Below are 22,672 nucleotides of genomic sequence, written 5' to 3' on the forward strand. Positions count from 1 at the left end.
GCGTCGTACACAGTGTTGGCGGAACCGAGAGTTCAGTCGTCGTCCGGAGCGGTCCCCACCCAGGCGACGGGCTGTCCTTCGGAGTTGGCCCCCAAGTGCGGGTACTCCGCTTCGTGCCCGATGTCCAGGACGCAGACCCTCCCCCACCTGCCGTGTTTGCCCGGACATGAGCGGCTCAGCAGGTCGAGGTCGGCGTCCCGGACCGCTCGGTCGTACCGTTCCTGGAAGTGCCGGAGCAGGGGGCTGAGCTCCTGCGCCATGGAGGCTTCCAACGCGGCGATCTCTTGCTTGAGGCGCCGGGCCTCGGGGTCCGACATCACGGCGCTCAGAGCCGTCTCGGTCTCCCACTGCACGCGCTGCCGCGCGAGCATCTCCCGGCGCTGTACCTCTTCGTTCGCCACCGCGTTCCCTTTCTCGACGGCTGTCGCGTTACGGGCGGCGGTCGGCCGGCGCCGTCGGGCAGGCGATCACCGGGAACGTCTCCGTGTGCCCGCCTGCGGTGAACGCGATCGCGGCGGGCCTGGTCGGCCAGAACGGGGAGACATCGATGAGGTGGTCGCCGTACTCGGGGTTGATGCGCAGCCACACCACCACGCTGGTGATGCTGGCGCGGTACGCGGTCACATCCCACGGCCCGGTCGTGAACCCGCAGGTGTCGGCCCGGGCGATCACGGTGTCCGGGTGGTCGGCGGTGGACAGGTGCAAGGCGGTGCCGTCGTACACGAGCCGGATGCCGTCCTGCTTCAGGTCCTGCCGCCGGGGAGCCTGGCGCAGCAGGCCGTACAGATCCCGGATCTTCAGCTGAGCCATGTGCCCCTCCTCTCCGTGACGTTCCCGGCCGGTTGGTGACGGTGTATCAAGCCGCGGACGGTCTTCACCTGCTTCGTGCGCGCTGCTACCTGACTTCGACGGAGTACGAGGCGCCGGGGAACTCCCATCCGTCGGTGCCTTCGCCGATGTCCTCGACGATGACGTCGTCGATGAAGTGGTCCTCGAACTCGTCGTCGGTGAGTTCGCCGGCGAGCCAGAGTTCCTCGATCGCGTCCCAGTTGCCCCGGGTGCCGTCGATCCGCAGGGGCGCGGCGTCCACCGTGCCGCGTGTCCGTTCGTCGGTCCCGGTCCTGACGACACCGCTGATCTCGTACTGGCCCTCCGTAATGTGGTCGGGGAGCGGGTCGGCGGGGACGATAGCGACGTTCTCGTAGGCGGTGTGGATGAGGTCGCGGTAGCCGCGGCGGACGTTGTACTCGGGATCCGACAGCCACTTGAAGAGGGTGTCGGGCCGGACGTCGAGGCCGGCGGTTTCCAGGGCTTCGTATCCGCGTCGGGTTCCGGTGAGCTGGGAGAGCTGGGCGTGCCAGTGCTTGGCGTGATAGGTCGACAGCCGGTGGCGGGGTGTGACCTGGGCGCGCAGGAGGTCGTTGAGGGCGGCGCCGAGGGATCCTCCGCGTCCGGTGGGTCCGGCCATCAGTCGTCACCCTCGGGGATCATCTCGCCCAGTTCGATGAACTTCGCCTTGACCTCGCCGAAGCCGGTCCCGATCCGGTACGTGTCGGGCGGCGTGTTCTGGGGTGTCCAGAAGACAGCCGCGTCGACGTTGCGCAGGGCGATGAGCGTGTGGCCCGCCAGGACCGCGTTGAAGGCCGCGACCCAGTGACGGACGGACGCCTCGGCGACCATGCTCATGCGCCAGTCCGGCCGCCAGAACGGGGAGCGCTGTTCCTGCCGCTTGGGCCACAGCAGACGCAGCGCGATCGACAGCCGGGTCTTGTACGCCTTGTACGGCTGACCGCCGGCCTCGACGAGCTCGGAGCGCGCCTGCCGGGCAGCAGCGTAAAAGGGCTTGAACAGCGACTCGTTGGCCTTCCCGGTCCACGAGTCGTGGATGGCCGGCATCGCCGCGATGTGGCGGTCACGGACGAGCTTCACGAGCAGCTTGATGTGCGGGGTGGTGACCCACACCCGGCCCTGGTCGTCGGGCCGGTCGATGATCCGCCCCAACGGGTGCGGCATGTCCGTGCGCGTCCACTCCGGGATGTCGATGAGGTAGATGCCGGCGCTGGCCTTGTCGAACGCCTCAAGGGGCCCGGTGTGCAGCAGCTTGTTCGGGGCGAGAGGGACGGCTGAACAGGCGGACGGGTAGGAGCCGTTGCGGTCGATCAGGCACAGCACCCCCGCGCCGAACGAGTCGGGCACGCCGAGCTGGTCACGCCGGACCCGCTTCCCGTTCTCCCGGATGAAGGGCACGCGCGTACTGGTGACGTCGGGGTGGACCCAGCGGGGCTCGCCGTCCATGTGCTCACTGATCAGCGGCCACGGACCGTTCTCCCGCGCCTCGATGCCGATGACCGGGACCGGGTGCATCTTCGAGCGGCCGACCGCGTCCTTGAGGATCTTCAACGCGGGGAAGACCGCTGTCTCCGGCTCGTCCTCCTCATCCCCTGGCCGAAGTTCCACTTCGCCTTCTGCGTCGTCTTCGTCGTCCGGGACGCGCCCGCCGCTGCTCGCGGTGGGTTGAACGGCGACGTCGGACTGCTCGGTGGCGTCGGCGGGAGCGGTGGTGGTGTAGGCGTTCAGCGCGGCGGCGAGGCGACGTCCCTCGTCGGTGTCCAGCAGTTGGGGCGGTGCCGCAGCGATCTCGGCGAGCGACGGCCCGAGTTCGTTCAGGGCCTCACGGTTGCCGTTCGTGAGCGCGGTGCGCAGCGCGGCCAGTACATGGGTGACGGCCGCGGGCAGTCCCTGCCGGGCGCCGGACGTGTACGGAAGCGCCGCCTCGGCCAACTCCCGTTCCACAGCACTGCCCAGAGGCCGCGCGGGTTCTTCACCGGTGGCAGGGACGGCGGGGGCGGCGCCGGCGTCGAGGAAGCGGGCGTGCAGCAGGTCGGGGCTCAGGTAGGCCGAGCCGATCGTGCCGAGGTCGCGCTCGGCGACCGTCACCCGGACCCTGGCCGGGTCCTTGGTCGGCGTGAGCGTCAGCGTGACGTCGGCGTCGAGGAGTCCCAGGAGCGCGGGGTCGTCGCTGTCCACGATGGCGAGGACCGGCACGTGCAGGGTGCGCGCGAGCGTGGCCAGGACCTGGGACGCGTCCGGGAGACGGTCCCCGGACAGCGGCAGGCGGGCGCTGCGGGCGGCCTGGAGGCGGTCCACGACCACAAGGGCCAGGCCCTCCATGTGCGGGGCCGTCTCCGCGACGTCCACGGCGGTCAGATCGCTGCCATCGTCGATCATCAGCAGGTCGCCCGCCTGGACCAACTGGTGGGCGACCTCCTGCTCGTGCTCGGTGAGACGGCCCTGCTTCAGACGCGGGTAGTCGCCCCCGGTCTCCGCCGAGACGATCCGGCGGAAGATGTCGTCCCGGTTGGGGCCCGACGCCGCGTACAGGACCGTACGACGGTCCACGAGCGCGGTCTGCCGCGCGGCCGCGAGCCCCAGGAGGCTTCCACCGACGCTCGGGGCAGCCGCCACGAGGGTCAGCCGGCCCGGCTGCAGACCGCCCGTTGCGGCGTCCAGCCCGGGTAGTCCGAACGTGGGGCCTCCGGCGAGGCCGGAGGTGAGGACGGACACGGCGTCGCCAAGCGTGGCGAGCCTGCGCGGCGTAGTGCCGCGGTCCTGGTCGGCTTGGCTGTTCACCGCACCTCCTGCGGTCGCCGCGCCGGGGTGCGCGGCCGTGTCGGTCGAGAGGGCACTTGAGGCGGGGTCGGCGGGGAGTAGTACCGCGACCGGTGTGCTGTTGCGCCGAAGCACCTGCGGCTGGCCCTGAGCCGCCAGCGTGATGAGATCACCGAAGTCCTTCTGTGCCGCACTCAGTACGTGGGACGGGAACGCGCCGGGCTGCCGGGCTGCCGGAAACCGGGTCAGCGGTACGAGCAGGGCATGATCATCCCGCTTGTGGATCAGCGTCGAGACCCCGTCCTTCTCGGCACGCTTCACCAGGGTGAAGAGCTCCGTGCGGGCTTCGGTCGCGGTCATCGCGGTCTCGGCCGGCGGCTTCTGACTCGGACTCACTCACCCTCCCAGGAAACCAAACTGACCACCATGATATCAAAATCCACTAAGTAATTTGGCAAAAGTCACGCATCCGTGCATGAAATTCACTCACTTGTGAGATCTGCTGGTGGGGGTTGACCGGGTGAAACGCTCCTCGGCGAGCGGCGCCGAACAGCCGCACAGCAGGGCGGAGGCCGGGCCAACGGGCCCGGCCTCCGCTCACTGACGAACAGACGGGGTCAGCCGCGTGCCGCCGACTCCTGCTCCAGCTCGCGGTAGATGCCAGACGTTCCGCTTGGACTGCAAGGCGTACCCGCGCACGTTCCAGCGCATTGCCTGACCCCGCCCCGACCGCCGGGTGCCCGGTGCCAGTCCGCGCTGGGCTACTGGGGGTCGTCGGGGAGACCATGGTCCGGCGGTGGTGCTGGCCATCCTCGGTCAGAAGCGCACAGCAATCGGCAAGGCCGCTTAGCTGGCCCATGGCTCTGGCGGGCCCGTTGCGTCCACAAATCAGCCTCCCAGCAGGCCGACCAGCACTAGCGTGACGGCATGACACCAGAGTTCGACATCAAGGGTGCAGTGCGTTCCTGGCTCCGGCAGGTCAGCACAATCAGGCTTGAAAGCCGACGCTCGGCCACTTGGAACTGGTTCGCCAGGGAGCCTTCCTGGAGCGCTGTCCGGCAGGCGGTCACCATCGCGGCACCCCCCACCGCGCGCCCTGATCTTTACGCGAGGAAGAACCCACAGCGGGTCCATGACCGTGTCCTGCTTGACTTCACCGGGCTCGCTGCCTTCGCACGGAGCGTCGACCCTGAGGACCTTCGAGCCCAGGACATCGTCGCTGGGGAGTTCGAGGCATTCTGCATGGGTCCTCTCCCGACGTCGGAGGACTGGGTTCTCTTGGCGGCAAGCTTCCCCAAGGGCACCCGAGTACCTATCGGTGAGTACACCCTGCAGACCTTCACCGAGTCGGAGTTGCGGCAGCTCCACGCACTGCCCAGCGTGGACGACCTCCCTTTCAGCTCGTCGTTCCCGGCCGAGCTGCTGAATGGAGCTGCGTTCCTGCATCGGCCCGATACTGAGCGCGAACTCCTTCGGGGCGCCCGGGTCTCCTTCGCGATGAGGTCCCGGCCCGAACTGCTGCACTGGCAGCCCTTGCTGATCCTGATGCTGTGGTCCAGTGAGCTGATCAGGTTGCAGGCCAGCTACGAGGTGGAGCGTGGCCGCCGCATCGGTCTTGAGCACGGCATACCCGACATCTGGACGCAGGCCGACACAACGGACGACAACGAGATGATCGAGTACGAGGTCCATGAGAGGGGCTCCTACGAGGTCCTCCCGAAGGACCTGGAGCAATTCGCTGTGTTCTGCGCCTGGGCCGACAGCCGGATCCGCAAAGTGCAGAACGGCAGCGGGAAGATCGGGAAGCGGCGCGCCAACCGCCTGAACCGGGCAGCCCAGCACCTCGTCCGGGCGGTGCACCGGACTTACACAGAGAAGTACGTGCCCGAGGAGGAGGCCGAAGAGGTCCTGCTCCACTATGTGATCTCCGTCGAGGCGCTGATGGCGGACGAGGACAACCTGGACCTCAGCCGGAAGGTACAGATCCGGGCTGCAACCTTGTGGCGCACGGACAGGACCCGTCAGAAGGTCGCGGACACCTTGAAGAAGGCCTACAACGCCCGCTCCAAATACGTCCACGGTGACGAGATCGCCGAGAAGGACAAGATGGACCTGGCGGTCCTGCGGCAGATCGCATTCCAGACCTTCCTGCGCTGGCTGATCGTTGCCACCAGCGAGGGCGACACCATAGTGGACGTCCCCACGATCCTGGACGGCGCGACACTGTCCGACGTAATCAGGCAGAACAGCGTGATCAAGCCGATCGACGCCTTCTACGCGTCGGCACCGCCCGTGTGGAGGCCCACTGACACACCCGCCGCGGAGACCGAGAACGAAGCTCTGAGCCTGGCGGAACGCCACCCTCGACGACACGTCTCCTCAGGGTGGTGACAGGCCGCCGCCGAGAGCTAAGCGGCCTGGGTGAGCCAGCGGCGGGGCAGTGTTTTGACGCGGCCCTCAGCGACCGATCGGGCCACCCATCGGAAGCCCTTCTCCTGCGTGCGCAACTCGCTGCCGAGGAACCCCAACACCGCCAACTCGTAGCGCTCGCGGAAGAGTGGGTTGCTGGCCGTTGGCGGAACCGTCGTGGTGAAGGTTCCGCCAACGGCCAGCCGCCATAGCGGACTCGGGAAAATCTCCAGCGTGATCGCCGTCAGGCTTTCGGCGTCGCCCAGGCCATGGTCTCCACGGCTCAGACAGGTAGCGCTATGACCGCCACTATGGTGCCGGCAGGCGGCCCGGCAACGGGGTCGCCCGGTGCGGGCGGGGTCGGCGTGAACGTAGAGCCCCGGCCCTTGGACATCTCGATCAGCACCTTCCTCGCGGATTCGCAGTCGCCGAGGGCACGGTGGCGGCCGCCGAGCCGGAGCCACCGGAAAGATCCGGTCCAGTCCTTGTACGCCTCCATGAGGCAGAACCAGGAGTCCGAGGGCTCCAGGTGCATCGGCTTCTTCCCGGCCCGCCGGACGTCGCCGAGCACGACTCCCCGGTCGAAGTCGGCGTTGTACGCGCAGATGGTCTTGCCCCTGGTGACCGTGCGGAGCCTCGGAAGGACCTTCTCGAAGGGGCGGGCGTCGGCCACCATCTCGTCGGTGATGCCGTGCACCCAGCGCGCGCCGTCACTGATCGGCTCGGTCGGCTTGACGAGCGTGTCCATCAGCTTCTTGCCGGTGGCCGCGTCGATCGCGGCGATCTCGATCACTTGCCCGGGCAGATCGGTGGTCTCGGTGTCGATGATGACCGCAGCGTCCGGCTGCAGGAGCTCGCACGCGATGCGGGTCACCTCGCCCCACACCGGGCACAGGGTGATCTCGCCGGCGTACGCGGCGGTGGCCGGGTCGGCGAACAGCTCCCGCAGGACCTCCTGCTCGGTCGGCCCGCCGTCGACGCGCTCCCAGTCCAGCTCCCAGCCGCCCGAGTACGGGGAGTTCCAGGCCCACACCGTCGTACGGTGCCGGTCCGCGAGCCCCTGCGCGAACGCCTTCACCACGGCGGCCCGAGTGGGGGCGAGCGCCGCGTACTCGCGCAGCGGCGATACCGCGCCTTTGGGCAGCCCGCGCACGGATTCCCAGTCCACGCCCGGCAGGTCCCGTACGGCGCGGACGTCGCCGAGCCGGTACAGCGCCACGGTGATGGTGCGGCTGCGGCCGACCTCGCGCTCGTAGGTGTCGGCGGGCCGGATCCACCCGGCGGACTCGACGTACTTCCAGTCGGAGGGGTAGCGGATCTCCAGCACGTCCTCGGCGGCGGACTGCGCGGTGATGTACTGCTCGCCGTCGGCCTCGGCCGCGAGCGCGTCCACGTCGGCGATCAGGTAGCGGCCGCGCTTGCCCATCGTGATACGGCCCTCCTCGCCCATCCGCGCGATGTCCGTCCAGTGCCAGCCGATCCGGGCGGCCGCCGCGTCCCTGGTGACGCTCGCCTCCTCCCACGCGGTCCGCTCGGCGACCACCGACCGCACCAGGTCGGCATCGAGGGCGAGCGCGGCCGCCGTCTTGTACACGGGCCTGCGTTTGTAGTGGCGGAGTACGACCAGGTGCTTGGTGGCGACGAGTTCGTCGATGTCGGCCATCGTCACCTCGACGCCGGCGTGCTCGGTCAGGAGCTCCGCGATCCGCCAGCCCCCCAGCTCCTCCGGCGGCGGCGTCTCCTCGGAGGTCGTCTCCGTGGTCGTGGTCTGCGTGGTCTCGGTCATCAACGCTCCTTCGTCGGTCCCGTGGTGGGGGTGGCCAGCAACTGGCGGCGTGAGGCGGGCCAGATCAGGCTCAGGTACTGCCAGTCGCCGCCCGCGTAGCTGATGTCGACGTTCGCGTCAGTCACCGCGTACGGCGCCTGGCCGGGGACGTCGATCCGCACCGAAGCCCGGGGCCACGGGATTCCATCGCGGCCCTCGGCGACGATGTAGCCGCCGAACTCCTCGTACTGGCCGTACCGATCCCCGGGGCCGGGCACGCGCAGGTCCGGGACGTACGCGGTGACCGTCTGCCCGCCCTCGAAGGCGAGCGTGGCGGGCTCGGCCGTGCCGGTCTGGGGGAGTTTGCCGAGTGCGCGCAGCCACTGTTCGGCGGCCTTGCGGGAGAAGGTCGGCGACTCCTGGGTGCCGCTGGTGGCGTTCAGACCGCCGTGGCGGCGACGCCAGTTGACGACGGCCGCGCGGCCGACACCGGCCATGCGGGCGATCTGCGAGAGGTTCACCTCGTCGGGGTGGGGCAAGGGATCGTCCTGTCTGCTCGTCAACGAATTGGTGGGGGCGAGGCCGGGGCTGGTGGGTGCTGGGGGCCTTCGCCGGCCCCGGTCCCCCGGGTGCCGCCCGGCGCGGTCAGGGCTCCCCTGGCGCAGGTGCGTATGCGCCGGACGGCACCGAGGCCGTGAGCCCCTGGCCTGGGCAAGTTCCTATTTTTCGACCGGAGATGAGGCGGTCAGTCCTTGTCCTGGTCCGCGGCGGTCTTGCCCGCGTCGAACCGGACATAGCTGTAGCTGTTCAGTGGAAACTCACGCGCGCGACGACGGCCAGGAGTTCACCCGCGTCGCCCGCGGCCTGGAGTGCACCAGGAGCATCGGCGTCCTTGACCGGTCCGGCGATCAGCACGTGCTGGACGCGGTCGTACAGGTCCCACGCAGCCGTCGGCAGACTGACGGACTCGGCGGCCCGCCACAGCTCGACGTCGTCCTCGCCGTCCGGACCGACATGCACCAGCCCCGACAGGGAGCGGTCGGCGACGTTCGCGCGCAGCCGCCAGTGCGGGTCCATGTCCGGCATGTCATGCAGACCCCAGTGCTCCCAGGTGGTGCGCCGCTCCAGGTCCTCGATCCCGGCGTCCTCGGTCTCGGGATAGAGGACGAGCATCGGCATCGGCTGCCCGTCGGGCGTAGTCGTCTGCATCAGGACCACCCCGTAGTTCGGGGCCAGGTGGTAGGGGTCGATGTCGTCGCCGAGCCCCAGGTCATCCAAGGTGACGACCTTGATCCCGGCCTCGCGGAACGTGTCCACCGGATCCGTCGGACGCTGTTGCTGGGCTGCGAGGTCCCGGAGCAGCCCGACCGCGGGATACGCCGCCCCGGAGACGGCCCAGGCGTCGAGCGACACCTTCAGCAGGTCCGCGGCGTCCTCCTCGCTCAACTCGGCGACGGCGCGCAGAGTCTCCTCGGCCCGGCTGGTGCGGGCCGCGTCGCTCGCGCGCTCGATCCACGCCCGGGCAGCCGGACCCACAGAGGGCGCGCTCGGGGCGGCCGATGACGTCAGGAAGATGGCGCCGGCGATTCCGGCGAGGGTGGCACGGTCAGCAACGACCTTCGGAGTGAGGGCCGCCCGGCACGACTCGCATCCCTCCCAGCACACACTGACCACGCGGGTTGCCAGGGCGTAGTCGACCTCCCAGCCCGGTACGTACGGCAGCAGCCCCGTCATCAGGTCGGTGTCGGGTTCGATGTGGAAGTGCTTCGTCCCGGCCGACGACGGCCTCGGTCCTTCGGCCGGCCCCGCGAGGATGTGCGCGGGCAGCGGCGTGCCCATCGTCCAGTGGTCGAGGGCGTTCTCCAGGAGATCGGAGACGGCCGCGTCGTCCATCGCCTCCACGGCGGCCAGGGCCTCACCGGTGTCCTGCCCCGCCTTGGCCGTCCGGGCGAGGCGCGCCCATGACCTGGTGGTGGGCGCCGCGTCCGTGAACGTCATGCCGCCGCCGGTGCCCGCGAGTTCCCCGTATGCGGCTCCGGCGAGTGCGGCGAGGGTCGCGCGCTGTTTGGTGCGGAGCGTTGCCGCCAGGGATTTCTGGCAGGGCTGGCAGGAGGCCCGGCAGGCGGCGACCAGGCGCGCGGCGAAGCCGGTTTCGACGTCATGCCTGGCCGCGTACGGCAGTTGGCCGAGTACGGTCATGTCCGGCAGCGGCTCGTGGAGGTGTACGTTCCCCGTCGCGGCGGACGCCCGGGACGCGCCGGTTGCCGCGGCGCGCTTCTTGTCCCTGCTCTTTTTCCGCTGGTTCCTGACCATCGGCAGTCCTCAACTGGCGTGCACGGACCCATGACCCGATGCACGCGCGTGAGAAATTGACTGCGGTGATCGGTAACTGCGCCAATCGGCGGTGTTCTTCGCACTGATGCGCCCGGACTCTTAGGTCCCGCGTACCTTCGCCTCAACTGCCAACAGTCATGGGCTGAGGCGGGCTTGGGCCGGTGCACGACCCGTGTCCCACACGATAGCGGCCGCCACTGACAGCGAGTGCCCGTTTCCGGCCACGCCGGGCAGCGGATCGTTCAGGATGGCTTCATGGCGAAGTCCCCGAGCCTCTTCGGTATCACGGTCGAGGCATTCGATTCGGCCGGACGCCCGTGATGGATACCCCGCCGTTCCACCGAACTACCTCGGCGGATGGTCTGCAGACCTGGATCCGGTATGCCGCACCGGCCAGTTGGTGCGTTCCCGCACGCGGCCAGCCTCACTCCGGAGGCGAACCGCATGGCCGTGGCCGTTCATGAAGCCAGCCCGCGAATAGGCCTGCGAGTACCCCTCAGTTCGGGGTTCGGTTGGTTCAACTACCGGTGCAGTGCCGCGCCCATGCCCCAGGCCGCTGCGGCCACGGTGAACAACGTCAGGGCGACGTCGGTGGTGCCGCCTATGACGAGGAGCGCCAGGGCGGTTCCGAAGGCCGTGAAGCCGGCGAGGGCGAGAGCGTAGACGAGGACGCGCGGTGCGATCTCGCACACCGTCCCGGCGACCTTCTGATAGCGCTGGTGGCGGTGTCGACGGGCGACTTGGCGCAATCGTCCGCGAGCGGCCCTGGTCTCGTCCTTCTTCGTCGCAAGCTCACCCTTGACAACTCTGAGGAGCGCGTCGAGGTCTCTCTCGAAGACTTCGACTGCCGGGGCGGGGGTGGCGGCCATGAGCAACTCCTGATGTCCGGGGTCCTTACGTCAGATACGACGAGAGCCGGAACCCGAGTGTGAAACCGCAGGTCCCGGCACCTTCTCGCCGCATGGGCGCGTCAGTGGACGAGAGGACTATCTCGCTGGGCCTATTTCCTCCCGAGGGTCATCGGAGGCTGGAGCGTGGACGAATGCCGCATATGTTTCTGTTACGCAACGTTCGGTCCGGTTATTTCGGCTATCCGGCTCGCCTGACGGGCATCGGATCCCTGAAGGGTGTCGCCCTTCACGGCGGAAATCACGCCGGGGTCATTCCATATCGGCGCAGGCGTCCGCGCGTTCTCGATTCGACGGACGAGCGATATGCATCCGCCTATCAGGAAAGTGGTGACGATGCGGGTGAGGAAGCGCAGTTGCTGTATCACGGGACTCCTTGGTCTTGGTCACGGCCTTGCACTGGACGGTCTGTGAGGTGATCAGTGCAAGGCCTCACGCGGGGGAACTGATATCCCCTCGTGCGCCGGCGGTCCGTCCGAGGGGAGGACCGGGACGGACGTGCCGCCGGTGCTGGGGGGAATACCTGCTACAGCTGCTCGTGCAAAAGACTTCGCAGGCGTCGCTTTACTTCCTCCTTGGCGAGCGCTTTTTGTGCCGCCTCCAATTCCTTGCGCGCCAGTGTCGGCTTGATGCCCAGGGCTTCGCCGATCTCGCGGGAATTGAGCTCCTTAACGTGACGCAGCACGTACACGAGATGCTGACGGTTGGTCAGGAGTTCCGCCATGACCTTCCGGATCAGAAGGTAGCCCTCACTTTCGACCACCTCGTCGGTGTCGCTGACGCCCTCGGGCGGGATGCCCACCTTGATCAGGACCGCTGCCTCAGACTTGGACCGGCGCAACTGGTCGATGGCGCAGTTGACGCAGGTCGTCGCGATGTACGCGTCGATGTCCTTGATGGTTCGCGGATCGGTCTTCGCGATGTAGGCCGATATTCGGACGGTCACCTGTCCGTACACGTCCTCGACGTACCGGCCTGGTACGCGCTGCCGGATCACGGCATGCCAATACGCACGGCGGTCGCCAAGGCGCCGCAGGACCTCGGTCCTGGCCTCATCCTGAGTCTGCTCGCGCTTCCTTGCGATCGCCTGGAGCACCTTGAGCTTGCTCCGCCTCGGCGCCGGGAGTGGCCCCGAACTCTCAACCGTCACCTTGCTGTTCTCCCTGTCTTCGTGCGTCGGCGACACATCCTTGTGCCCGGGCTGGTCCCCTGCCGACACGTACGTCGACGTAGGGGGGACACGAAGTGTGAAACCCCTGGTCAGCAATTGACGCCGTCATGCGGCGGGTGGGTGGCGGCCCAGTGCCTCGCCCCTGAGTTGAGGCGCAGAATCTAATGCCATGAGTCCGATCCGCCCGTACCCGACAGCCGACCACGAGTACGTCCAGCGAGTGCGCCGGCACCCGCCGAGCTCGCTGCTGCCCCTGATCGCGGCGACCAGCGGGAACCTCCCCACGCCACGCGAGATGCGCGGGCACCCGAAGGCGAGCACTCACGGACCGTGGGCCCTCGCCGACGTCGCCTGGGTCTCCCTGACCCGCGGCAACGAACACCGCGGCGGGCCGGCCACCGAGGCCGACCTGGACGAGATCCTCGGCTACTACTTCGCGCTGGAGGAGCCGATGCGGCGCGAGCCGGTCGGCCAGCGCATGGAGGGCTTCCTGCTGCGCCTGGGAGGCCAGCAACTCGTCTGGCAGGAACCGGAGTTCTCCGAACTCTCCCGGTCCATCGCCCTGTTCCTGCAGACCACGCCCACCAAGGCCCTCAAGGTCATTCAGCCCGGCTGGGACATCCAGCTGCTGGGCTGCTCCCTCACGGACTACGTCGGCATCGCCCAGCTGCTCTTCGCCGCCGCCACCCACAAGGACGGACGCTTCGTCCCCGAGTGGCTCGACGGCGGCCTGGACGCCTTCACGGGCCTCACCACCCCTGGCGCCCTCGCGGCCGCGATCGACCGCCAGTTCGCCACCGACGTCCAGACTCTGAAGAACGAGGAGGCTGCGGCGGCCGCGCAGGCGCGGGCGGCAGGAGCCCCCGCTCTGGATCCGGCCCTGCGCCGGTTCTCCTACAACCCGCTGCGCGGACGTCCCCTCGTCACCGGGTACGGCCCCGGCTACCTCATCCCGGTGCCCGCGGCCGTGATGGCGAAGGCCAGTCCCCTGGGCCTGTACTTCACCGGTCTCGAAGGCCTGGGCGGAGCCTTCGCCAACGACCTGGGCGAGCTGTTCGAGCAGTACGTCGGCCGCCAACTGCGCCTGCTGCCCGACGCCCTGGTGCACCCCGAGGTCGTCTACACCGAGGGCAAGGGCGAGAAGAAGAGCGTCGACTGGATCGTCGTCTTCGACGACCTGGTGCTGCTCGTCGAGGTGAAGTCCGTGCGGCCCACCATGCCGTTGCGGCTCGGGCCGAAGGACTTCGCCACCGAGCTCACCACCAAGCTGGAGAAGGCGTTCGGCCAGATCGACAGGACCGCCACGCTCATCGCGGCCGGCAAGGAGGAGTTCGCGCACATCCCCGCCGACCGTCCGGTCCTCGGCATGATCGTCACCATGGAGCCGTATCACCTGATCAACGCGCCGGAGTTCCGCTCCGTGTTCCCGGCGGGCGCCGTGTCCACGACGATCGCGGCGATCGGCGAGGTGGAGGACGCCGTCACGGTCGCGGACACCTCGCTGTCGGCGATCCTGCTCGCCGGCGCCCAGGCCGGTGCTTCTACGCCGGGCGGCGGCTGGTCGCTGCGTTCCGCGCTCGGCGACCACCCCCTGGCGATGAACCCGGTCCTCGACCAGGCGTGGGAGACAACCCCCCTTCGCGAAGCCCAAGGCGACGGCCCGGCCCTGAACCCGCAGGACCCCGGGGATCACCCCTTCGGTTCGGGTAGCTCCCCGGGCTTGACGGGCACGACTTCGATGCGGGTGGCGCCCGCCCGCTCCAGTTCGGTCCTGCGCTGGCCGGCACTGGGCTCGTCGTATGCGACGGCGGACGCCCGGGGCGTGCCGTCGGAGTCGGTCCAGGTGAGGGCGAAACTCCGCATGGTGGTCGTCATGGAGACATCATCGCCGCCGGCACTGACACGTGCGTGTCCGGCGGCGGGCCGCGCTTCGGCCGGTGTCCGGCCACAGCGACTCGCGCTGGAACCCGACCGATGTCAGAGCGTCGAACTAACATCCAGTCCATGCCGAGTACCACCCCGCCCGAAACCACCGCCGAGAAGCCCTACGACCCGTTCGCGTTCCCAGACGACTTGACCGCGGCGCAGAAGGAGCTGCACGAGACCTACGCCGCACTTCACCGCTTCCAGAAGGAACTAGCCTGGTCATCGGCCCCCCACGCGGGCTTCAACGACACCGACCGGTGGCGCAACGCGGCGCGCCCCGCCACTGAAAGATGGACGCCGGACCAGAAGACCGAGTACGAGCGGCTGTGGTCGAAACTGCGCGAGCTGACGGCCTGCATCGCGGGCCACAAGCACTGGGAGAACTGCCCGCAGGAGAAGGCCGTCGAGGCCAGGCAGGCCCTCAAACACGCCCCCGGCGCGACGCCCGATCCGGCACCGGCCGGAGCCCTGGAGCCGGTCTAGCCACTGTCACTCTCCGCGCGCACGCCACCGATACGATGGCCATGAGGCGTGCACGTACGCCGGAGCCCGAGAGGCGCGCGGCCCACGCCCGAGCCTCGAAGTCCCGGGCAAGGTTCTCGGAATCGCGTGCGGTAACCCGTCTCCCTGATCTGGAGCGGTGCGAGCGTGGGACGCGCCGCAGTGTGGATTGGGCATGACGAAGGACCGCGCGCGGAAGCGGAAGATCCGGACCGAGATGGCCGTGACGGGGATGGCGTACAACGACGCCGCCCCCGCGTTCGACTCACACAACGTGCCCGACGTCGGGCACCGGCCCCCCGAGGGCGTTCCGATGGCGGACGACCCGCTGGGCCTGGGCGACAGCACCGACCTGTTCACCGCACCGCTGATGGTGGTCACCATGCTGCCGCCCGGGCCCGAGGGTCTGGACGCTGCGCAGGTGATCGGAACGCCGTCGACTACCTTGTCGATCCGGACACGGGCTGGTACCGGGCGTACGCCGAGGTATATGGGCCCCGGCCCACCCGGGAGTCCGGCATGGCCCCGCTGGCCGGGCACCGGCCGGGCATGCTGCTTGTCCAGGTGTCCGCGCGGCGCCGCTGGACCACCGAGACCCTGCAGAGCTTCCTGCGGGACGCCGCGGTCGCGATCCTCGCCGCGCTCGCGGCCCGGTACCCGGCCATCACTGAACGGCACGTCACCGTCCAGGCCTTGCAGAGGGAATCCGCCGAGCAGATCCTCACCACGGACCCGGATGCGACCGCTCGTACGGACCAGGCGCACCCGAGCCTGCGCAACAACAGCCTGCCCCGTACCGGAGGCGAGAATGAGCCGACGACGGAGGAGGCCTTCTACCCGTTCCGTCTCGTCGACGCCCACGACCGCGGCTGGTTCGCCGTCGGCACCGCGATCTACCTGTGTGCGAACGCCGAAGAACGCGGCGTCGAGGCGACCTCCCTTGAGGAGCTGGATCGTGAGCGGGGGCCCTTGCGCCCCGTGGTACCCGCGTCCGACCACGACCTGGTCCGGCTGCAGTCCGCCTTCACGGACGCCAGCCCGACGGCCGTCGCCTCGCTCCTCGTCGCCCTCCACCGACTGGCCCGGCAGCACGCCGAGGAGGAGCACGGGCGCTCCGGGCGGATGCAGAGCGGCCGGCTGTACGCCGGGGGCGAGGACAACTGGGAGACCGTGGCGATGCGGAGCCTCGTATGGGGGCTGGGAGTCGACCTCGCGGACAAACCGCAACGCCTGGACCAGGCGATGATCGACGCGGTCCGTGACGTCGTCGACCAGTGGGTGGCACCCGGCTCCGGCGTCTACATCGAGGTCGCGAACAACATCACCGAGGCATTCCAGGCCGCGGCGAAGACGGCCGGCGGCTGGCCGGGGCTTGCGGACAAGCACTTCCAGCTCGGCGTCAGGTTCGCTCACTCTAAGAACTCCATCGAGGCCGCCCACGCCTGGCTGATGGGACAACCACCCGCCGCCAACGAGTAGGCAGTCCAGGGGACTTCGCCGCCCGTACGTACGTCCTCGACCGACACCCGGATGTACGTGCACGAAGGCGTTCGGCCAGATCGTCAGGTCCGCCGCTCGCATCGCGGCAGTGGCTCCGGCGGCCCGTCGAACACGGTGGCGGTGGTCACTGCCAGGCGGCCGGGGTTCTCCAGGTGAGTGAGGGCAACGACCGCGCTCGGTGTCGGACCAGGCCGGTAGCCTTCTGGGCGGCACGGTGCGGACGGAGTGAAGGGGGCGGGGATGAGCGGCGGATGGCAGCGGGCGATCGCCGAACTGCGCGCACAGGGTGATGCGGCCAACGCCGCCGCCCAGCGCTTCGACGAGATCGCCAACGGTGCCACCCGCGAGGTACGCGAATCCGCCGTCGCGATCCAGTACGTGGCCGAGGCCGACTATCTGCGCAGCGCCGTGACGCTGCTTCGCGCGCATCTGCGCGGCCGGCGCCCGCCCCGACGGCTTCCCGCCGCCCGGGTGTGGCCGTGCTTGCGGGACGTGTGGAAGGACCAGGCCCTGAACCGGCTCGGCGGGGTGTGGCGGGCGATCCCCGGCCGGTCTTCCCTGGAGCGGATGCGCGGCGCACCGGCCGAGCCGCTGCTTGACGCGGTGATCGAGCAGGCCGAGGCCCTGCAGGCCAGCCTTCGCGGCCACCGGCAACGCGACCGGATGTACGAGTCGTTCATCCCCGCCCCGGGCGCCAGTACGGTCGACGAGCTCGTCGGCAGCGCCGGCCGGTCCGCTCCCACGCTGCCCGGCTTCCCCGACCCCGGTCACCCGCTGAACCGCGCCTTCCCCCGGGGCCGGGCCACGCGCGTACGGCCCGACCGGTTGGACGAGTTCAACCGGCTGGCGAGCGACCGGTTCGCTGTTCACCAGCGGGTCGCCGCTTTCGGTGACGCGGTCCTGGCCTTGCTCGTCGAACACCACGCGGACGGCGTCCTCCCGTCGGCGGGCAGGGCGCGCGGCGTCGGCCGGTGGGTGACGCGCGAACAGGCCCTGGTCCCGCACCGGCCGGCGTGGCCGGCCAGGCCCAACGTGTTCCAGATCGCGACGCTGGCCGGGCTGGGGTGGCTGGTGTTGGTATGCAGCGCGCTGCCGCTCACCTTCGGCAAGAGCGCCCACCTGTTGGCGTCCCACGGCGCAATGTTGCTGCTGGGGGCCGGTGCCATCGCGGTCCTCGGCATCGGGATCGTCTACCGGTTCGGGCCGAAGCTGATCCAGGCGCCTGGTGCCCGTGCCGTGGTGCCGGGCGTCGTTGCTGCCTTCTTCGCGTTGCTCATCGGACAGTGGCAGGGGCCGGTCGCGGATCACTTTTTCGCGGGCCCCTACGACCGCTTCGAGCGTGAGTACGTCGACGATTGCCTCGCCGCCAGCCCGTACCGCCGCGACGCCGTCCAGGCGCGCGTCGAGGACCGCGTCCTCATCGTCACCCCCGTCGGCGGCGGTACGACACTGCGCCTGGGCCCGGCGGAGGACGGCGGTATGCACCCGCTGCGTCCCGTGGACCGGGCCACCCGGGTCGTGCTCGCCCAGTACGGGTGCTGACCGGGCACTCGGCCGAGGTCGCGCCTGGGCGGTCCTGCTACGGGTTTTCTGTTCCCAGGGCCACCCGGGCGGCATGCTGAAAGGCGCGGTCCCTGGCGATGCGTCATGAGCTCGTCGTCAGACGACTATTTCGCCCAGGGCAGCGTCTCCCTCCAACACTTCAGAAAACGCCTCCTGCGCCGCATTGGGCTTCTACCATCGGAGGGTGCACCGCCCCATGTTGGAAGCCCTGGCAACAGGGGAGTTACGGCCATTGCGTGAGTGGCTGGCAGGTCTGCAGGTGGAGACCGAGCGCCTGGTCTTGCTGCCGCAGGAGGATGCTCATCCGGTGCCAGATCAGCCGTCGCCAGGGCGCCGGTTGGTTGACCGGACCGAGGCTCCCACTGCCGAGATCCTTCGACAGTGGGAGAAGGCCGCGATCGCGCCTGGCGGTGTTCCATTCCTTCTGCTGTTCCTCCTCACCGTGGTGGAAGCGGAATGGAATATCTCCTACCATTTCGAGCCCCTGTGGGAGACGTTGGAAGCGGCCTCCCGGTGCGTGCGGGAGCGTGGGGCGCGTCTGGAGGCCGCGGACCAGCTGTCCGGGCGGGCGGTGGTAGCTCTGATGGAGAGCGTCGCGGCGCAGATCCACGCGGAGAACGCGATGGCCACCGGGCAGTTGGACGCCCAGCAGGCGGCGTTGGACGCGGCCGTGGTTAAGGCCCGCGAAGCTGGCGAACTCGCGCGGCAGGCAGCGGACGGCCTTCCCGATCTCAGCCGCTATCTCCTCATGCGGATCGCGGAGATCGACGACGTGTGCGGTGTGGCGGTCGCCTGCGCGGTGCGCGGGGTCCGGGAGTTCCTTGCGACGGGCGAGCCGCTCGACCAGGCGATCGCGCAGATTGAGTCGGCCGAAGCCGGAGGCCGCGTCACTGACTTCGGTTACCTGAGCGAACTTCGGGCGCACCGGCTGGCGTTGGTGTCGCTGGCTGAGCGGAAGGACGACCCGTGGCTGCGCGTGGATCACGGGAAGATCGTGTATCTCTACCCGTTCACGGTGCGCGGAGTCCCGCCGCAGGAGGTTCTCGACGCCGTCGCCACACGGTGCGCCGATTGGGAGCTGGGGGGAACCAGGCCGGTCTCCGTCAACAGCTCGCTGAACCTGGACGACGTCTGGAACGGCTCGGATGCCTTCAAACGGCGGTACGGCGGCGCACAGGTCGAGCTGCCTGACGTGCTGGTCAGCAGCATGGACGGCCGCCCAGTCGGGCAGGTCCGGGCGGAGATCCGCTTCTCCCGACTCGGCAACCACTACGTTCGCCTCAGCCGGGAGATCGTGGACGCCGGCCCCGCTGACCTCTACGCGGCGATGCTGCGGGCCGCGCCGGAGTACGGGGTGGCCCGCGTTACCTTCCGGACTGGCCAGTCCGCTCGGTGGCGGCGGCTGTCGGACCTCGCATTGGACCTCGCCGAGGACGTGTGCGAGCGCTTGGGTGACGCCGGGGGCCGGGCCGGCTCGCGTGCCCTGGCGAGCCCGGGGATGTTCCACGTCGTAGTCGCGGTCAACGCGGCCTCCACCATGCGGGGGCCGGCCGGGGACGCGCGGCAGGAGGTACGCACCGCCGCCGGCCTCCAGGGAGTGATGGGTGCCCAACTGCTGACCAACCCAGTCACACACCTGATCGGTTCCATTGTGGAGTGGGCTCGGTACACGCGCGCCAACGACCTGACCACCACCATCACCGGGTTGACCGGCGAGCAGATTGTGCTGACCTCGAACACCACGGCGATCATCGCCCCGGGGATGGCGGACTTCACCCACAACAGCCGGGGCCACGTGGTGGAGTTCGTCGCCTCCCTCGACGGACTGTTCACGGGCTGGTCCCTCGAACTAGTCGACCACTACCAGCGCGTGGAGGCGTTCAGAGCGCGGGTCGACGCGGCGGAGCGGGACCAGAGCGGCAGTTCGCAGGCCCTTCGGGCGCTCGCGCACGAACTCGACGCCGAGAGGATCCGTCTCAACGACTTCGCCCTGTCGGTCAGGTCGACAATCACCCACATCCGCTCGCCGACGCTGGTCTCGTCGCCAGTAGTGGCGGGCGTCCTGCGGCGTGTACTGGACGGGTCGACCTTTCACCAGCGGGCCGCGGAGCTCAACGCCATGATCGAGGAGGTGGCAAAGGACCAGCTCGGGTCAACCATCACCAAGCTGGCCAGGCAGCGCGAAGAGCAGGAGATCCAGGAAGAGGAGCGGCGGGAAGACAGACAGCGGGCGAAGCTGGAGGTATTCCTGGCCGTGATCGCGGCCGCTGGGATGTCGGGTGTCGTGCAGGTCCTCCAGGCCGGGTTCTTCCAGTCGCGGGACGCGGCGATGTGGGCGGCGGGGAGCGTGTCCGCGATCGTCATCGCAGCACTCACCCTCGGGTACTTCTTCTGGCCCCGCGGGCGTCAATAGAGTCGCGGAGCACGACCCTGCCCACCACTGACCTTCTTCCAGTACCAGTGGTCACGTAATTGACCATCGACAAGGGGCGCTGCCAGCCTGCCAGCAGTGGGTTCGTAGGATCGGGCAGTGACCAAGCACACCACGGTGCGCACCGGGCGGAAGCAGGTCTTCGGAACTGTCCTCTGCGTTGTGATCGCCATTTCCCTCTTCGGTGTCACCGTCTACATGGCCGTCTCGGCCGTCGGGCGTCTGGGGCTGGTCGGGCATCAGGTGACCATGCGGGTCACGGACTGCGAGGCGTCCGCGCCTGCCACGACGTCCCGGGGCGGCGGTCATCCCTACAACCTGCGCGCCACCGAGCAGCTCAAGGGGTTCGCCGCCACCAAGGGCGTCGCCACCGCCCAACTCGCGCTGGCCTGGCTGCTCCACCAGGGCGAGGACGTCGTCCCGATCCCCGGCACGCGCAGCGCCCTTCGCCTGGAGGAGAACGCCGGCGCCGCCGAGGTCGACCTCACCGGCGCAGACCTCGCGCAGATCGCCGAGATACTGCCGCACGGTTCGGCCGGCAGCCGCTACCCGGCCGAGATTCTGGTGGGCTTCACGACCGACTGACCCCACCTCCCCGACCTGCTGCGCAGCGTGTTAAGGCAGCAGGTCGTCGGCTTGCTTGATCGGCTCCCGAGTATGAAGGCCCCCACCGGCGTCCCCCGTCTTCGGCAAGGAGGCGGGGACCCTGCGGCCCCTTTAACCCGCGGGTGGGCCGAGGGTGCCGATGCGTGAACCCAGGGGCCTGGTCTCCCTCGCGTGGACAAAGGGACTGCCCTGTTGATGCTCATTGGGGCTCAACTCATGGTCGTCCAAGGTCCGTTGTCAGTGACTGCCGGTACGTTTTGCAGGCGTCGCGGGCCGCAAGGCCGCGCAACGCACATCTCGACCGGTAACCCCGGTACATCCCGAACGACTTAGGGACACGTATGGAACCCGTTTTCGCCGACTTCTCCAGCAACCCGGCCCAGCTCTCGAACGCCGTGGTCACCCACCACCGTTGCGGCATCGCTTCCTCACACCTCGCGCTGGGTGCCGGCGGTCACATCAAGGTGGACTTCACGGTCGATGGGCGGGAGGAGAACGACGAGGTCGTCGTCACGGTCACCGTTCTCGGGACGAGCGCTCCGATGGACGTCCTGCTCAACGGCAAGGCCCTCGCGGAGCAGTTGGCGATACCGGCGGACGGAACGCACAGCGACCCGCAGGACATCGTCCTCAGTGCACCGGGGGGACTGCTGGCCACCGGTGCCAACGTTCTCGAGGTACGCAGTCCGGAGGGCTCGGACGCACTGCTGCGGCTGCGCGCCGTGACCGTGGTCCCCGCACACGATCGAGACCAGGCGGAGCGCGCCAGGGCGGCCCGGGCGGCCAACCGGTCCGTCATCGCCTTCAGTGCCGAGGTCCGTGCTCCCGGCGCCACCGCCTGGCAGCCCGCGCCCCGACTGCTCGTCCACATCGACATGGGCGAGCGTGCCATGCCCGCGCACCTCGCGTGGCGCGGGGCGGACGGCTCGGAGGCGGCGATCGGGCTGCGCGCGGACCTGACCGGTTTCCTGGGACACCGCAGGACCGCCGACGGCGCGGTCACCGAGTACCGCGGCTCGCTCGCCGACCGCTGGGCCTACCCCGAGGGCACGACCGCGGCCCGGCTGCACCGGTTCTCCACCGAGGAGGGGCATGGCGGCACCTGGTCCCCCTCCGGCGAGCTGCGGTTGCTGCTCGACGACGGAGGGGCGCCCGTGGAGCGCGTGTCCTGGACCGACCGGCGAGGCACCGCCGCCTCAGTTGTTCTGAGCTCCGCAGACAGTCCCGATGTGCGGAAACCCACCGGTGAACTGCGGGACATCACGCGTGCGGTGGTCGGCATCGAAGCGAGCGACGAGTTCGACGCGGCGGGCGAGGTCGCGGAGAACCTGCTCAGCAAGTCCCGGAGCAAATGGCTGGGGGACGGTGACTCCGCCGTGCTGGACTTCACCCTTGCGCACCCTGCCGCAGTCACCGTTTACCGGCTGACCTCGGCGAACGACGCCCCCGAGCGGGATCCGGAGGAGTGGGAACTCCAGGGATCGCACGACGGCGGTCACTGGACGACCGTGGACTCCCGCACCTGCGAACACTTCAGGCAGCGATACGAGACGAAGGAGTACTCCGTCGTCTCCCCCGCGTCCTACGCCCACTACCGTCTGAGCATCACCGACAACCACGGCTCCGAGCAGACCCAGCTTTCCCGGGTCCAGTTCCTGGCCGCCGAGTCCACCGCCGGGCCGGCGCATGGCGCCGCCGACTTCACCGGCTACCGTACCTCGGTCGGGGGCGACCCCGTTGGATACCGGGGTACGACCGTCCCTGGCCCCTGGTCCGACACCTCCAGCGGGCAGGAAGGCCAGGAAACTGGGCAAGCCCTGCAGAAGCTCCTCGCCGGTGACCTGGGCGAGACGGCCCGCGGCCTGGACAACGCCGCCCGGCTCATCGGCAAGCTGGCGGCATACCTGCAAAATTCCTGAAGCGCTGGCGCCGCACCGGCGAGTTCGAGG

At 69.3% G+C, this 22,672-nt stretch carries 17 protein-coding genes and 1 pseudogene; 8 read left to right on the forward strand and 10 right to left on the reverse strand.

Going from position 1 to position 22,672, the window contains the following annotated elements; translation table 11 throughout:
• Positions 1-32: 32 nt before the first annotated feature.
• The 4 genes from OO70_RS46905 to OO70_RS46920 form a co-directional block, all read right to left on the reverse strand.
• Positions 33-401, reverse strand: coding sequence for a hypothetical protein (locus tag OO70_RS46905; protein WP_234337106.1), 369 nt, complete (start codon positions 399-401; stop codon positions 33-35).
• Between the two features lie 28 nt (positions 402-429).
• Entirely contained in the window at positions 430-810 is a 381-nt protein-coding gene (locus tag OO70_RS46910) for a hypothetical protein (RefSeq protein ID WP_043686614.1), read from the reverse strand.
• A gap of 85 nt (positions 811-895) precedes the next feature.
• On the reverse strand, positions 896-1,468 hold the full coding sequence (locus OO70_RS46915; protein WP_043686617.1) for a hypothetical protein: 573 nt from the start codon (positions 1,466-1,468) through the stop codon (positions 896-898).
• Positions 1,468-4,005, reverse strand: a complete 2,538-nt coding sequence (locus OO70_RS46920) for a DnaB-like helicase C-terminal domain-containing protein (RefSeq protein ID WP_234337107.1) — start codon at positions 4,003-4,005, stop codon at positions 1,468-1,470. The genes OO70_RS46915 and OO70_RS46920 overlap by 1 nt, the downstream gene beginning before the upstream one ends.
• Positions 4,006-4,887: 882 nt before the next feature.
• On the opposite strand from OO70_RS46920, the gene OO70_RS46925 reads away from it, so the two are divergent.
• Entirely contained in the window at positions 4,888-6,000 is a 1,113-nt protein-coding gene (locus OO70_RS46925; protein WP_158711619.1) for a HEPN domain-containing protein, read from the forward strand.
• Positions 6,001-6,301: 301 nt separating this feature from the next.
• On the opposite strand, the gene OO70_RS53295 is transcribed toward OO70_RS46925, so the two are convergent.
• The 6 genes from OO70_RS53295 to OO70_RS46955 all read right to left on the reverse strand — a co-directional run bounded on the left by OO70_RS53295 (position 6,302) and on the right by OO70_RS46955 (position 12,244).
• Positions 6,302-7,804, reverse strand: a complete 1,503-nt coding sequence (locus OO70_RS53295) for a 3'-5' exonuclease (protein ID WP_078651845.1) — start codon at positions 7,802-7,804, stop codon at positions 6,302-6,304.
• Complete coding sequence (locus OO70_RS46935; RefSeq protein ID WP_043686623.1) at positions 7,804-8,322, reverse strand: hypothetical protein; 519 nt, start codon at positions 8,320-8,322, stop codon at positions 7,804-7,806. The genes OO70_RS53295 and OO70_RS46935 overlap by 1 nt, the downstream gene beginning before the upstream one ends.
• Positions 8,323-8,590: 268 nt before the next feature.
• On the reverse strand, positions 8,591-10,096 hold the full coding sequence (locus tag OO70_RS46940) for a hypothetical protein (RefSeq protein ID WP_051742319.1): 1,506 nt from the start codon (positions 10,094-10,096) through the stop codon (positions 8,591-8,593).
• 542 nt (positions 10,097-10,638) lie between these two features.
• Positions 10,639-10,986, reverse strand: a complete 348-nt coding sequence (locus tag OO70_RS46950; RefSeq protein ID WP_043686626.1) for a hypothetical protein — start codon at positions 10,984-10,986, stop codon at positions 10,639-10,641.
• A gap of 191 nt (positions 10,987-11,177) precedes the next feature.
• Positions 11,178-11,393 carry a hypothetical protein gene (locus OO70_RS55005; protein ID WP_158711620.1) on the reverse strand — a complete coding sequence of 72 codons (216 nt, stop codon included), beginning with the start codon at positions 11,391-11,393 and terminating at the stop codon, positions 11,178-11,180.
• Positions 11,394-11,551: 158 nt separating this feature from the next.
• A complete protein-coding gene (locus OO70_RS46955) occupies positions 11,552-12,244 on the reverse strand; it encodes an RNA polymerase sigma factor (protein WP_234337108.1) in 693 nt (230 codons plus the stop codon).
• A 121-nt stretch (positions 12,245-12,365) separates the two neighbouring features.
• On the opposite strand from OO70_RS46955, the gene OO70_RS46960 reads away from it, so the two are divergent.
• The 7 genes and pseudogenes from OO70_RS46960 to OO70_RS46990 all read left to right on the forward strand — a co-directional run bounded on the left by OO70_RS46960 (position 12,366) and on the right by OO70_RS46990 (position 22,642).
• Positions 12,366-14,273, forward strand: coding sequence for a hypothetical protein (locus OO70_RS46960; RefSeq protein ID WP_043686631.1), 1,908 nt, complete (start codon positions 12,366-12,368; stop codon positions 14,271-14,273).
• On the forward strand, positions 14,201-14,605 hold the full coding sequence (locus OO70_RS46965; RefSeq protein WP_051742320.1) for a hypothetical protein: 405 nt from the start codon (positions 14,201-14,203) through the stop codon (positions 14,603-14,605). The genes OO70_RS46960 and OO70_RS46965 overlap by 73 nt, the downstream gene beginning before the upstream one ends.
• A gap of 537 nt (positions 14,606-15,142) precedes the next feature.
• Positions 15,143-16,102 carry a hypothetical protein gene (locus OO70_RS46970; protein WP_043686634.1) on the forward strand — a complete coding sequence of 320 codons (960 nt, stop codon included), beginning with the start codon at positions 15,143-15,145 and terminating at the stop codon, positions 16,100-16,102.
• Positions 16,103-16,363: 261 nt separating this feature from the next.
• A complete protein-coding gene (locus tag OO70_RS46975; RefSeq protein ID WP_043686635.1) occupies positions 16,364-17,665 on the forward strand; it encodes a hypothetical protein in 1,302 nt (433 codons plus the stop codon).
• A gap of 217 nt (positions 17,666-17,882) precedes the next feature.
• Complete coding sequence (locus tag OO70_RS46980; RefSeq protein WP_158711621.1) at positions 17,883-20,099, forward strand: hypothetical protein; 2,217 nt, start codon at positions 17,883-17,885, stop codon at positions 20,097-20,099.
• Between the two features lie 318 nt (positions 20,100-20,417).
• Positions 20,418-20,702, forward strand: a pseudogene (locus OO70_RS46985) (aldo/keto reductase); the annotation flags it as partial.
• A gap of 362 nt (positions 20,703-21,064) precedes the next feature.
• Positions 21,065-22,642: a hypothetical protein gene (locus tag OO70_RS46990; protein ID WP_043686640.1), complete on the forward strand. Its 1,578-nt coding sequence runs from the start codon at positions 21,065-21,067 to the stop codon at positions 22,640-22,642.
• The last annotated feature ends 30 nt before the right edge of the window (positions 22,643-22,672 follow it).

The organism is Streptomyces xylophagus, assembly GCF_000716435.1.
GTDB lineage: Bacteria > Actinomycetota > Actinomycetes > Streptomycetales > Streptomycetaceae > Streptomyces > Streptomyces xylophagus.

What these genes read in the sequence shown, in the direction of transcription:
- OO70_RS46910 (WP_043686614.1), bottom strand. Translation starts at nt 810, where the DNA reads ATGGCTCAGCTGAAGATCCGGGATCTGTACGGCCTGCTGCGCCAGGCT.
- OO70_RS46915 (WP_043686617.1), bottom strand. Translation starts at nt 1,468, where the DNA reads ATGGCCGGACCCACCGGACGCGGAGGATCCCTCGGCGCCGCCCTCAAC.
- OO70_RS53295 (WP_078651845.1), bottom strand. Translation starts at nt 7,804, where the DNA reads ATGACCGAGACCACGCAGACCACGACCACGGAGACGACCTCCGAGGAG.
- OO70_RS46940 (WP_051742319.1), bottom strand. Translation starts at nt 10,096, where the DNA reads ATGGTCAGGAACCAGCGGAAAAAGAGCAGGGACAAGAAGCGCGCCGCG.
- OO70_RS46950 (WP_043686626.1), bottom strand. Translation starts at nt 10,986, where the DNA reads ATGGCCGCCACCCCCGCCCCGGCAGTCGAAGTCTTCGAGAGAGACCTC.
- OO70_RS46960 (WP_043686631.1), top strand. Translation starts at nt 12,366, where the DNA reads ATGAGTCCGATCCGCCCGTACCCGACAGCCGACCACGAGTACGTCCAG.
- OO70_RS46965 (WP_051742320.1), top strand. Translation starts at nt 14,201, where the DNA reads ATGCCGAGTACCACCCCGCCCGAAACCACCGCCGAGAAGCCCTACGAC.
- OO70_RS46970 (WP_043686634.1), top strand. Translation starts at nt 15,143, where the DNA reads ATGGCCCCGCTGGCCGGGCACCGGCCGGGCATGCTGCTTGTCCAGGTG.
- OO70_RS46975 (WP_043686635.1), top strand. Translation starts at nt 16,364, where the DNA reads ATGAGCGGCGGATGGCAGCGGGCGATCGCCGAACTGCGCGCACAGGGT.
- OO70_RS46980 (WP_158711621.1), top strand. Translation starts at nt 17,883, where the DNA reads ATGTTGGAAGCCCTGGCAACAGGGGAGTTACGGCCATTGCGTGAGTGG.
- OO70_RS46990 (WP_043686640.1), top strand. Translation starts at nt 21,065, where the DNA reads ATGGAACCCGTTTTCGCCGACTTCTCCAGCAACCCGGCCCAGCTCTCG.